Annotated in this window: 10 protein-coding genes; 1 reads left to right on the top strand and 9 read right to left on the bottom strand. The window is 61.0% G+C overall.

Annotated elements, in window-relative coordinates:
- The coding region (gene gltX / locus ACFFAR_RS12040; protein ID WP_375507929.1) for a glutamate--tRNA ligase at positions 1–765 on the bottom strand (765 nt) is incomplete at its 3' end.
- 349 nt (positions 766–1114) lie between these two features.
- Here gltX and ACFFAR_RS12035 point away from each other — a divergent pair.
- On the top strand, positions 1115–2098 hold the full coding sequence (locus ACFFAR_RS12035) for a patatin-like phospholipase family protein (RefSeq protein WP_075360494.1): 984 nt from the start codon (positions 1115–1117) through the stop codon (positions 2096–2098).
- A gap of 23 nt (positions 2099–2121) precedes the next feature.
- On the opposite strand, the gene ACFFAR_RS12030 is transcribed toward ACFFAR_RS12035, so the two are convergent.
- From ACFFAR_RS12030 to ACFFAR_RS11995, 8 genes are all read right to left on the bottom strand, one after another.
- Positions 2122–3381 carry a c-type cytochrome gene (locus ACFFAR_RS12030; protein WP_174363764.1) on the bottom strand — a complete coding sequence of 420 codons (1260 nt, stop codon included), beginning with the start codon at positions 3379–3381 and terminating at the stop codon, positions 2122–2124.
- Positions 3378–3950: a (2Fe-2S)-binding protein gene (locus tag ACFFAR_RS12025; RefSeq protein ID WP_082771406.1), complete on the bottom strand. Its 573-nt coding sequence runs from the start codon at positions 3948–3950 to the stop codon at positions 3378–3380. The genes ACFFAR_RS12030 and ACFFAR_RS12025 overlap by 4 nt, the downstream gene beginning before the upstream one ends.
- Entirely contained in the window at positions 3947–6787 is a 2841-nt protein-coding gene (locus ACFFAR_RS12020; protein WP_174363765.1) for a molybdopterin cofactor-binding domain-containing protein, read from the bottom strand. Before ACFFAR_RS12020 ends, ACFFAR_RS12025 begins: the two co-directional genes overlap by 4 nt.
- Before the next feature lie 478 nt (positions 6788–7265).
- Positions 7266–7976, bottom strand: coding sequence for a C40 family peptidase (locus ACFFAR_RS12015; RefSeq protein ID WP_061999109.1), 711 nt, complete (start codon positions 7974–7976; stop codon positions 7266–7268).
- Between the two features lie 137 nt (positions 7977–8113).
- Positions 8114–9712, bottom strand: a complete 1599-nt coding sequence (locus ACFFAR_RS12010; protein ID WP_174364499.1) for a dipeptide ABC transporter ATP-binding protein — start codon at positions 9710–9712, stop codon at positions 8114–8116.
- Positions 9709–10803 carry an ABC transporter permease gene (locus ACFFAR_RS12005; RefSeq protein WP_061999107.1) on the bottom strand — a complete coding sequence of 365 codons (1095 nt, stop codon included), beginning with the start codon at positions 10801–10803 and terminating at the stop codon, positions 9709–9711. The genes ACFFAR_RS12010 and ACFFAR_RS12005 overlap by 4 nt, the downstream gene beginning before the upstream one ends.
- 13 nt (positions 10804–10816) lie before the next feature.
- Positions 10817–11851, bottom strand: coding sequence for a microcin C ABC transporter permease YejB (locus tag ACFFAR_RS12000; RefSeq protein WP_061999106.1), 1035 nt, complete (start codon positions 11849–11851; stop codon positions 10817–10819).
- Between the two features lie 28 nt (positions 11852–11879).
- Positions 11880–12879: ABC transporter substrate-binding protein (locus ACFFAR_RS11995; protein ID WP_375507928.1), on the bottom strand; the 1000-nt coding region annotated here is incomplete at its 5' end.

Here is a 12879-nt window from a genome sequence, read left to right as displayed (position 1 = left end):
ATACCCCGTCACGCTAACCGCGCCGTGACGTTTGCTCATCTTCTCGCCCTGCTCGTTGAGCACGGTCGGCAAGTGCGCGTACACCGGCACCTCGCCATCCAGCGCACGCAGGATGTTGATCTGCCGCGGCGTGTTGTTCACGTGGTCATCGCCGCGAATCACGTGGGTGATTTTCATGTCGAGGTCGTCCACGACCACGCAGAAGTTGTACGTGGGCGTGCCGTCCGGACGCGCGATCACCAGGTCGTCGAGTTCGTCATTCGAGATCTCGATGGTGCCCTTTACCGCGTCGTCCCAGCTCACCACGCCGCCAATCGGATTGCGGAAGCGGATCACGGGCGACACGCCTTCGGGAATGGGCGGCAGCACCTTGCCCTCTTCGGGGCGCCACGTGCCGTCGTAACGGGGTTTTTCGCCGGCGGCGCGCTGGCGTTCACGCAATGCGTCGAGTTCTTCCGTCGACATGTAGCAGTGGTATGCAAGGCCCTTGTCGAGCATCTGCTTGAGCACTTCGCGATACCGCTCCATGCGCTGCATCTGATAGATCGGACCTTCGTCATAATCGAGGCCGAGCCATTCCATGCCCTCCAGAATGGCGTCCACGGATGCGTCGGTTGAACGCTCCAGGTCGGTGTCCTCGATACGCAACACGAAAACGCCCTTCATCTTGCGCGCGAACGCCCACGGATAAAGCGCGGAGCGAATGTTGCCGAGGTGGATGAAGCCTGTGGGGCTGGGAGCGAAACGGGTACGGACTTGGGTCATGTGCGGTGTGCTCGATAGCTCAAATGCGCATGCCGGCACGGACTGCCAGACAGGCGATACATCGGGGAACGGCTTGGGGCAAAGTGTTTTCGCGCCGTGTTCCGCGCGGTTACTGATTAACACTGCAAGCGCTCAATGCGAGATGGAATTATACCTGCCGGGGACTTTCGACCTGCGGCGGCCGGTCATCATGTTTTATCATGTCCGCCGCTACAGGACGACGTATCCGAACGGCCAGGTCCGCCGACCGGACGCGCGCCTCCCGCTTGATCCGCTTGATCCGCTTGATCCGCTTGATCCGCTTGATCCGCTTAAATACGCTTCGTTCGCCGCAAAGCAGGAGAACTCCTTGAAATCGCCGCTTCCCCCGCCGCTCCCTCCTTCGCCTCGCCTGTCCGGCTTGTCCCGCCGGGCGTTCTCTCTCGGCTGCGCGTCCGCGGTCCTCAGCGCCTGCACGACGGCTACCACGTCTCAAACATCGTCCAGCTCAGCGGGGACATCGGGCGTCACGCCGGCTTCGCCGGTCGCGACATCGCCGCAGCGACCCGTCCGCATCGGTCTTGCACTCGGCGGCGGCGCAGCGCGCGGGTTTGCGCATATCGGCGTGATCAAGGCGCTCGAAGCGCGCAACGTGAAGGTGGACCTGCTGAGCGGCACGAGCGCGGGATCGGTGATCGCGGCGTTATCGGCATCGGGGATGAACGGGATTGCCATCAACAAACTCGCGCTCACCATGGACGAAGCGTCGATCAGCGACTGGGCCATGCCGTTTCGCACGCGCGGTTTCCTGCAAGGCGTGGCGCTGCAGAATTACCTGAACAAGACGCTCGATAACAAGCCGATCGAGAAGATGGCGAAACCGCTCGGGATCGTTGCAACCGACCTGAAAACCGGCCAGCCGATCCTGTTCCAGCGCGGCAATACGGGCATTGCCGTGCGTGCATCGTGCAGCGTGCCGTCGATCTTCGAGCCCGTGAAGATCGGCGGCCACGAGTATGTGGACGGCGGACTGGTGAGTCCGGTGCCGGCCGCTTTTGCGCGCAAGATGGGTGCGGACTTCGTGATCGCGGTGGATATTTCAGCGCGTCCGGAAACGGCGCTGACGCAAAGTTCTTTCGACGTGCTGATGCAGACCTTCACGATCATGGGCCAGACCATCAAGGCCTACGAGCTCGATAAATACGCCGACTTCGTCATTCGCCCGAACCTCGCCGCCATGAGCGGCAGCGACTTCAGTCAGCGCAATGCGGCGATCCTGGCGGGCGAAGAAGCCGTTGCCAGGATCTGGCCCGATCTGCAACGGCAACTGGCGGCCAAAGGCGCTGCCGTCTGAGAGGACGGAAGCGCCCAGGGGCCTTAGTGCGACGGCGCGTCTCGCAGCGCCTTGACCTTCGCCGCGGTGACATCGCCGGGTTGGCCGCCCCAGCCTGAACGAAGATAGTTCGCGAGTTGCGCGAGTTCTTCGTCGTTGAGCGTCTTGGCGAACGCCGGCATTGCCTGCAGGCTCTCCGTGCCCGGGAACGCCGACGCTTCCACGCCATCGAGCATCGCGACGAGCATGTTGTGCGGATCGGCCTGACGCAGCGTGGAACTGCCTTGCATCGATACCGACACGTGCGGCTTGCCTTCCCCGCCGAGTCCGTGACACCCCGCGCACACCGCAACGTAGGTGTTGCGGCCAGCGGCGACCTGAGCGGCATCCGCCGATCCCGGCTGTACGGGTGTTGGCGGCGGCGGTGCGTCGCCCAGCAGATAAACCGACATCGCGCGCAAGTCGCCCGGCGACAGATATTGCGTGCTCAGATAAACCACCGGATGCATCTCTCCGAACGCGGGTCCCTGACGGCTGATCCCGGTCGCGAAGAATGTTTGCAGGTCGGCGCCGGTCCATCCGCGCGCGACGAGCGCGGCGGGTGTGATATCCGGTGGAACGACGCGTCCGAGATCCGATCCGTGCAGCGCCTTCGCCCCGTTCATCTGCCCGAACGCGCCACGCGGCGTGTGACATTCGGCGCAATGGCCCAGCGCGTTAGCCAGATATTTCCCGCGCGTCCAGTCAGCCGACGTTCCAACGGATGCATCCGGCAAGCTGTCTTTCAGGAACAGCATGTTCCAGAACATCACGGCAAACCGCATGTTGAACGGGAACTTGAGGTCGGGCTTGAGGTTCGGCACAGCAGCCGGTTTTTGCGCCATCAAGTAGGCGTAAATGTCGTCGCTGTCCGCACGTGTCATTGTCCGGTACGACGTGTAGGGCATCGCCGGATAAAGCTGGCCGTCGGGCGTCACGCCATCGTGCAGGGCCTTGTAGAACTCGGCCGCCGTCCATTTGCCGATGCCATGCACCGGGTCCGGCGTGATGTTCGTGCCATAGAAGGTGCCGAACGGCGAGCCGAGCCGCACGCCGCCCGCAAACGGTGCGCCGCCGGAACTCGTGTGGCACGCGGCGCAATCGGCGGCCTTCGCAAGATAACGGCCGTGTGCGATCTGATCGGGCGTGGACGTGCGCGCATCGACGGACGTATTGTCGGGTGTCTTGCTACACGCCGCCAAAGTAGACAGGGCCGCGATGCATAACGCCAGGGCGCCAAGACGAAGTGAGGATGTCGTGCTCATGCGGAATCCTTGACGAGCCCGGGCGTGTTCATCACCACGTCCTTTACCGCTTCGTAATAGCGTACATAGCCTGTGCATCGGCAGATGTGGTTGTCGAGCGCCTTCATGATCTCGCTATCCACCGATGCCTTCGAGATCGGCTCGCGCTTCAGACGTTCGATAAAAACCGTCGCAGCATTGACGAATCCCGGCGTGCAGTACCCGCATTGAAAACTGAAGTGCTCAAGGAATTTTTGCTGCACCGGCGAGAGTTCGACAATCTCGCCTTGCTCGTTCTTCGAACCGTGACCTTCGATGGTCCGGATCTTCTTGCCATCGAAGAAATGCGCGCCCGTGATACACGAACGCACTTCCTCGCTGGTTCCGTCGGGCTTGTCGAGAATCACCACGCACGCGTGGCAGACGCCCTGCCCGCAGCCGAGCCGCGAGCCCGTCAGACCGACGTATTCGTGCAGGAAGTCGATCATCATCAGCCCGTCGGGCGTCTGGACCGGACCGGTCGCCACCCCGTTGATGGTAAGCGACAGAGGCTTCATCTGGATCATGCTGGTTTGATTAGGGGCCGTCATGCGAGCGCCTCCTGAATGTTTTGAGGCGTGACGGGCAAGTCGTTGAACCGATGCCCGATAGCGTGCGCAATGCCGTTGACGATTGCTGCCACCACCGGAATCATCACCACTTCCGCAATGCCCTTCGGCGGATCGGTTTCGGACAAGGGCGGCAGCACTTCGCCGGTCTGGGTCCAGACGGCGACATCGCTTGCGCGCGGCAGGTGATAGCGGTTGAAGTTCCAGGTGCCGTTGCCGGGACCTTCTTCGTAAAGCGGCAAATACTCGTGCAGCGCGTGGCCAATACCCATCGCCAGGCCGCCCTGCAACTGGCCCGACACGAGTTCCGGCGAAAGCATGTTGCCGCACTCCATGATCGAGTGATGCGAGAGCAGATCCACGCGGCCGCTTGCTTCATTGACCGAGAGTTCGACCAGCGTTCCGACCGCGCTGTAATACGTCACGGCCGCGTTATTGCGCTGAACAGGCGCGATGAAAACGCGCTTGCGGTTCACAGCGTGATACGCGGGCGCAGCGGGTGCGGCTTCGCCCTTTTTGGCTTCCCCTTTTTTGGCTTCCCCTTCGCCGAAGAGCAGCGACAACCCGTCTATTGGCAAACGGTCCGTTGCGCCACGGATGTCGAACTCGGCTTCGGTCCATTGCCACCGGTTGAACACGTGCACGACCGCGCCCGTGACGAGCCCGAGTTCGTGGGCCTTTTTCGCAAGTTGTTCTAGCGGCAGGGGTTCGAGACCCGCCGCGGTCAGCTTGCCGTCCACCCAGCGCGCATCTTCGCGCCGGACGACCAGCGGCGCGGCCTGACCACCGCCAATACCGCCCCCCCAGATGGACATGGCTGCAGGCCACAAGCCATGAGTGAAGACGACGCGCGCCGCTTCATGCGTGCTGTGCGTGAAATAGAACGCCGAATTCGTGGCACTCGAGGGCGATGCCAGCTCCGGCGTCCATCGCGGATTCGCCGACACTTTGTCCTGCTCGGCTTGCGACATCATGTACGGGTCGCCGCTCGTGATCATCGGCAATTCGGGCCAGTCGACAATTGCCATGCGAACCTCCGCCGCCGGCTTGCCGAGCCACTTCGCGCACGCGATTGCCTGCGACGTGGAAATGCCCGTGCCGATTTCAGCGGCGGTGTGCTGCAGCTTGATCGTGCCGTCGGCCGCGATCTCGACCTTAGCAAAAGAAGCCTCCGCGCCCGTGCCGAAATCTTTCTGCACGCAGGCGAACCCCACGCCGTACCGGTTGCCCGGATGCGCGAATTCGTACTCGGCCTTCTTCTTCGCGCGTTCGGTCCAGAGCGGATGAACCTTGGCTTTCTGCAGGACTTCGTCGACGCGAATCGCGCCCGCCGGGATCGCGCCCTGCGTGTTTTTCATGCCCGAACGCAGCGCGTTTTTCAACCGCAAATCGATGGCGTCCGTTTCGAGCTGCCCGGCCACTTCATCGATCAGCATCTCGGTTGCAGCCATGGTCTGCAGCGTGCCATAACCGCGCGCGGAACCGGCATCGATTGCACGCGATGCGGTCGCCACACCCAACAGATCGCTTTTCGGAAAGTAATAGATCGACTGCGCGGCCGACGCGCCCACCATCGCGACCGATGGTGAAAAATTCGAACGCCCGCCGCCGTTGACTTCGAGCTCGGCGTTGAACGATTGCAGCATGCCGGTTTTCTTATCGACACCGATCCGGTAGTGCATCTTCGACGCATGACGCTTGATGGAAGTCTGGAACTGCTCGTAGCGGTCAAAGGCAAGGCGCACCGGCCGGCCATCGCCGTACATGGCGGCGACCAGGCCGTAGAACGGCACGTTGTAGTGATCCTTCGACCCGTAACCGACGGTCGATACCGGGTGCACGAAGAGGTTTTTCACCGGAAACCGGCACTTCGCCGCCATACCCGCGGCGCTTGCTGCGACTTCGGTCGGCCCTTGCGTGGGCACAACCATGTGCAGCGACTGCGTTGACGCGTCGTACCAGCAATTCGCGTTGTCGGCTTCGAGCGCGGCGGTATCGACGGATTGCGTCGTGTAGTGACGATCCAGCACCAGCCAGTCTGCCGGCGGATGGTCCAGTTCATCGCGCAACTTCTCGGCATGGAACATGCCCTGCTGATCGAGCTTGCCGTTTGCATTGCCGGCGGCCCACAGCGGCTCGTGCTTGCGCATCGCGCTTGGGAACAGCATGGTGTCTTTCAAGCTCGAGAACGTGTCCTCGTCGAACGGGGTTGCACCGCCGACGCGCACGAAGCGAAACGTGCCCCATGGATCGCGTTCGAGCGGCCCGGTCTTCGCGCCGTAGCGGATGACGTCTTCGTGGAACTGCAGCGCGTCTTTCGCGAAGCGAAAGCGCGCGAAGTCGTGATAGATCAGCATCGCGACGGCATGGCCCAGATAGGCCGGCGTCTTGCCCCGAGGCAGGAGCATGTCGTCGCCATAGAAGGCGGGGAACGCGAGACCGTCACGCGCCAGATCCTCGGCCGTGACGATCCGGTCGGGTTTCAGTTCGTCGCCAAGCAGGCCGAGATCGAAGCCCTCATAGGTCCGGTCGGCCTGCGTCGTGCGCAAGATCAACGCATGGGACTGCTGGTTCGGCCAGTGCGGCATGTCAGCGGCGCGTACGTCACGAGCGAACACCTTGGACCCGGTGACCTTTGCAATCCCGTCGATACGAAACTTCGCGCGGCCGGTCGCCGCATCCCATTGGATCGGCGTCAGCACCTTTTCTTCAAACAACGCGGCGAAAGCGCGACTGCCAAGCGGCGCGATGATGACAGTCAGTCCTGCAACGACGCTCGCCTTAAGAAAACCACGACGCGATCGGTCGAGTTCCCCCATATCACTCTCCTCACCCAAGCGACTCAACGCCCTTAGGTCACATTCAATCAAATTCCGGAACTCATTTCGGATTCCGAAACTATTAACTTTTAGAACCAGCCGTTTATTCGTTGCAAAGGAAGAATGACGGGGTTAAAAAGCGCTTCCGATCCTAAACGCACTTCGGTTCGTCAGGGTGCAAGGATTTGCAGCAGCCTGTTTCGAATTTCAACATGCGCTTTTATTCACTTCGAAACGCTTTGACGGCATTTGCGTGATTGGCTGCGGCAGGGAGCCGCAGTCAGCGTGAAAAGCTGGCGATTGTACGTGGCAAGGTTGCTTGCAGGCAGCGATCAGGGTGTCAAGTTTTGTCTTGAGCGCGTCAGCATGCCTGAGTTGTTTCGATCAACGACAAAAGCCCGCCTTCTTTCGAAAGGCAGGCATGTGTAGCTGGCTGGCGCGTCTCTATCAGCCGGCCAGTCAGATCATTTCAAATAATTTAATTGTCGCCGTTGCCACCAATCGTGGCGCTAACTCGCTGGCGCAGATCCACGCCGTCGATGGGGAACGTCGCTTCGATTCGACGAGCGCCGGTATAACGCTTTTCCCAATAGCTGTTGTCCATGTCGTCGACACGGATCGTGCTGCCCGTGGACGGCGAATGCACAAACTTGTTGTCGCCAATGTAGATGCCGACATGCGAGAACGAACGGCGCATTGTGTTGAAGAACACCAGATCGCCGGGTTTCAGCTCGCTCACGCGGACCTTTTCACCAACCCGGCTCATTTCTTCCGCGCGGCGCGGCAGCGTCATGCCAAGCGTGTCCTGAAACACGTAGCGCACAAAGCCGCTGCAATCCAGGCCGGAGTCCGGCGTGTTGCCGCCCCAGCGGTAACGCACGCCGATCATGTTGAGCGCGCCGACGACCACGTCGCCTGCCTTGCTCGCCATGCCGGAAAGAAAAGAACGCGTACCGCCAGTTGTAGAAGCGGGTGCCGGAGAAGATGAGGTGCTTGTCACGTTGCTGGATCCTGCAACGGGATAGATGTCATTCGCTGCTTTCGGCGACGAAAAAATGCCGTTGCTGGCATTTTGGCTCGAAATGTTGACTTCGTCGGCGAACGCACCGCTAGCTGCTGTCATCATCAGGCCGATCAACATGCTGGCTGCTGCGCGCGCGCATGTCTGAGTCAAGGTCAATGGCTGCATCGGTCGGTAAGTTTGGGGTGAAAAGTCTGAAAAATCAGGGCGATGCGGAAAAAGTTTGCTCGATACTAGCCAGATATTATTTACATGTCAAAAGGCATAGAAAAATACAATTAAGATGCGCACCTAATTGGTGAAAATTAGGCCGCGATCGCAGCTTTCAGTAACTTTCTTGTGTATTCGTGGGACGGCATGGCAAAAATATTCTCCACATCACCGGTTTCCACGACAGTTCCGTTCTGCATGACCACCACCCGGTGTGCCATTGCGCCGATGACCTCCAGGTCATGGCTGATAAAGACATAGCCCAGGTTGTACTTCTGTTGTATGTCGGCTAGCAGACGTAAAACTTGATGTTGAATTGAAACATCGAGTGCGCTGGTGGGCTCATCGAGGATCAGGATGCGCGGTTCGAGCACCAATGCGCGGGCAATGGCGATTCTCTGACGCTGGCCGCCGGAAAACTCGTGCGGATAACGATTCAGGCAAGTCCGATCCATGCCGACTTCCCGCAGGACCGCCACGACCTTTGCGTGACGGGCGGCAGCGTCGAGCCCGGGACGATGCAGCGCCAGCCCCTCCCCCACGATCCGCTCAATGGTCTGGCGGGGCGAGAGCGAGCTGTACGGGTCCTGAAACACGACCTGCATGTTCGATCGCAGCACCGTCTGCTCACGGCCACGGTAATCGGCGAGCAAACGCCCCTGGAACTCGACCTGTCCGTGCGAGGTCCGCTGCAAACCGAGCAACGCCATGGCCAACGTGGATTTGCCTGAGCCCGACTCGCCGACAATGCCGAGCGTCTCGCCCTGCCGCACGCTTACGGAAACGCCGTCGACCGCCTTGAACGCGCCGCGCCGGAACCAGCCGCCCACGCCCGCGATCTTCGTGGCGAATTCCACCGATACATCCTTCGCGTCGAGCAGAACTGGCGACAACGGCAACACCGGCAACACTGTCCGCTCCGGTTTGCTCTGGAGCAGGCGGATCGTGTACGGATGCTGCGGCGACGCGAAAATCGATTCCACCGTCCCGCTTTCCACCAGCACGCCCTGCTCCATCACAGCCACGCGCTGCGCAAATTTGCGCACCAGGTTGAGATCGTGCGTGATCAGCAAGACGGCCATGCCACGCGACGCGGCTTCATCGCGTTGAAGTTCGAGGAGCAATTCCACGATCTGCGCACGGATCGTGACGTCGAGCGCCGTCGTGGGTTCGTCGGCGAGAAGCAGGCGCGGGCGGCACGCAAGCGCCATCGCGATCATCGCGCGCTGCCGTTGTCCGCCGGAAAGCTGATGCGCATACCGGTCGATGCGTTTTTCCGGCTCGGTAATGCCCGTGCGCGCCAGCAGGTCGATCGCGCGGCGACGGGCATCGCGTGCCGATACACCATCGTGCAGCACGATGGTCTCGATGATCTGGTCGCCTATGGTGTACAGCGGGTTGAGCGCCGTCATTGGCTCCTGGAAGATCATCGCGATGTCGGAACCGCGCAGCTTGCGCATCTCCGGCTCGCTCTTCGAGAGCAACTCCTGGCCGTCGAACCGGATCGACCCGGTCAGGTCGGCATCGCGTAAAAGACGGAGGATCGATAACGCCGTCACGCTTTTGCCCGACCCCGACTCGCCCACCAGCGCAACGCGCTCACCGGCTGCGATCCTGAGGCTGACGCCATCGACCGCCATGGTGTCGCCAAAGCGCACCCGCAAATCCGCGATGTCCAGCAACGGCGCGCTCATTTCCCGCCTCCGGCCTTGATGGCATCCGAGATGCGGGTGTCGAGCGCATTACGCAGCGCGTCGCCCATGAACGTGAGCAGCAACAGGGTCGCGACCAGCACGCCAAAAGTCGATAACGAGATCCACCACGCGTCGAGATTCGCCTTGCCTTGCGCGAGCAGTTCGCCAAGCGACGGCGTCGGCGAAGGCACGCCGAGGCCGAGAAAGTCGAGGCTCGTGAGCGCGAGGATGGCGCCGCTCATGCGAAACGGCAGGAACGTGATAACGGGTGTGAGGCTGTTGGGCAGGATATGCCGCCAGATGATCTGCGCATTCGACAACCCCATCGCCCGCGCCGCGCGAACATAGTCTTGCGTGCGGTTGCGCAGGAACTCGGCGCGCACGTAATCGGACAAGCCTATCCATCCGAAAAGCGAAAGCAGCACGACGAGCAGCAGCAAACTCGGCTCGAAGATGGACGCAAAGATGATCAGCAAATAAAGCTCGGGCAGCGCGCTCCAGATTTCGATCAGGCGCTGCCCGGTCAGGTCGGTGCGTCCACCGAAGTAACCCTGTACCGCGCCGGCCAGCATGCCGAGCACAGTGCCGATTGCGGTCAGCACCAGCGCGAAGATCACCGAGACGCGGAATCCGTACAGAAGCCGCGCGAATACATCGCGGCCGCGGTCGTCGGTGCCGAGCCAGTTTTCGCGCGATGGCGGCGCCGGGTTCGAGCCCTTCGAAAAGTAGTTCAGCGTGTCGTAGTAGTAGTGATTCGGCGGATAGACGGCGAAGTTGCTGCCCTCGCTGAAACGGTCGCGAATGTACGGGTCGAGGTAATCGGCGGGTGTCGGGAAGTCACCGCCGAAGGTGGTTTCCGAATACGTCCTCACCAGCGGAAAATAGAGCTGCCCCTGATAGCGAACGACCAGGGGTTTGTCGTTGGACCATAACGGTCCGGCCAGGCTGATTGCAAACGCGATCACGAAGATCACGAGGCTCCAGTAACCGAGCCGGTTGCGTTTGAAGCGCTGCCAGACGCGTCGTCCGGGCGTGGTCGAGACAGGCGCACTCAATGGTTTTGCGTCGCTGTCGCGGGGCGTGCGGAGCATGGACTGGTTCAACTCAACGCTCCAGTTGTTCGAATTGAATGCGCGGGTCGACCCACACATAACAGAGGTCGGAGATGAGCTTGGTGGCAAGTCCGATCAGCGTGAACAAGTACAACGTGCCGAGCACGACCGGATAATCACGCCGCACGACGGATTCGTATGAAAGCAGGCCGAGTCCATCGAGTGAAAAAAGCGTTTCGATCAGCAAGCTGCCCGTGAAAAACGCACCGATGAACGCGCCGGGAAATCCCACGATCAACGGCAGCAATGCGTTGCGAAAGACGTGCTTCCACAGCACCGTGCGCTCGGACAAGCCCTTTGCCCGCGCAGTCAGAACGTATTGCTTGCGGATTTCATCGAGAAAAGCATTCTTTGTCAGCATGGTGATCACGGCGAAACTGCCGACTACCGATGCAATGATCGGCAACGTGATATGCCACAGGTAGTCCGCGATTTTCCCGCCAAGACTAAGGGTCGCCCAGTTGTCGGAAGTGAGATTGCGCAGCGGAAACAGTTGCCAGAACGAGCCGCCACCGAAGAGCACGAGCAGCAACACGCCGAGCACGAAACCCGGAATCGCGAAGCCGATCAGTACGAGCAAGCTGGTGGTCACATCGAATGTGGAGCCATTGCGCACCGCCTTTGCAATGCCGAGCGGCACCGATATCAGATAGGTAATAAAAAACGTCCACAAGCCGATGCTGATCGACACCGGCAGTTTCGATACGATCAGCGACCACACGCTTTGATGCCGGAAATAACTATCGCCAAGGTCGAAGCGCGCGAAACGGCCGAGCATCAGGAAGTAGCGTTGGAGCGGGGGTTTATCGAAGCCGTATAGCGCGCGGAGTTGCGCGACTTGTTGCGCGTCCACGCCGGTATGCTGGCGCATGCCGAAACTCGTGCCCTGCTCGCCGCGCCGCAATTCGTGCACGGCCTGCTCGACCGGTCCGCCCGGTACGAACTGGATCACGGCGAACGTGAGCGTGAGGACACCGAGCAAGGTCGGGATCATCAGCAAGATGCGTTTGAGGATGTAGCTCCACATAAGCGGCGCTCCGGTTGAATGCTTTGATTTACTGCGCGGTCGGCTGCGCGGGTTTGAACCACCACGTGGACGTGATCCAGTCCTCGGCGGTGTAGTAGAGCGGCAAGGTCGCTGGATACGCGAGCGTGTTGCGATAAGCGACCCGGTGCGACGCCGTGTACCAATGCGGGATCACATAGTAGCCGTGCATCAGCACACGGTCGAGCGCATGGGTGGAATCGAGAAGCTGCTCGCGTGTCTGCGCGCCGATCAGCGTATGCACGATCGAATCGACCGCCGGCGACTTCAAGCCGATGTAATTATCCGAACCCTGCTGATCCGCCGATTTGCTGCCGAACCGCGTCTCCTGCTCCGTGCCCGGAATCTGCACGTCGGGCATGCGGATGCTCGTGACGTCGAAGTCGAACGCGTCGAGTCGTTTCTGGATCAACGCGAAATCCACCGTGCGGAAGTTCGCCACGATCCCGAGCTTCTGCAAGTTGCGCTGGAGCGTCGCTACGACGGGTTCCATCGATGCGCCGCCGCCCGAATCGTCGAGTATCTCGAACACGAACGGATCGCCCTTCGCGTTGCGCAACGCGCCGTCGCGATACGTCCAGCCGGCATCGGCGAGAAGCTGGCGCGCCTTGATCAGGTTTGCGCGCAGGGAGCCGGGGGCATCGGTGCTGGGCTGCTTCACCATCGGGCCGAAGACAGCCGGGTCGAGTTGCGCGCGCAGCGGCGACAGGATCGCCAGTTCACCCGCGCTCGGCATGCCGGTCGCCGCGAGATCCGTGTTGGCAAAAAAACTGTCGATGCGCGTGTACTGGTTGAAGAATAATTGCCGGTTCAGCCACTGGAAGTCGAAGGCCAGATCGATGGCCTGCCGCACGCGCACGTCCTTGAACAAGGGGCGGCGGATATTGATGAAGAACCCCTGCATGCCCGTGCCGTTGTGATTGCGGAATTCGCGCTTGACCAGTTCGCCGTTATCGAAGCGTTTGCCGATGTCACGCCGTACCCAGTTGCGCGCGATGTACTCCACGAGC

It is taken from the genome of uncultured Caballeronia sp. (genome assembly GCF_964243625.1).
GTDB lineage: Bacteria > Pseudomonadota > Gammaproteobacteria > Burkholderiales > Burkholderiaceae > Caballeronia.
This window is presented reverse-complemented; position numbering and strand designations above follow the sequence as displayed.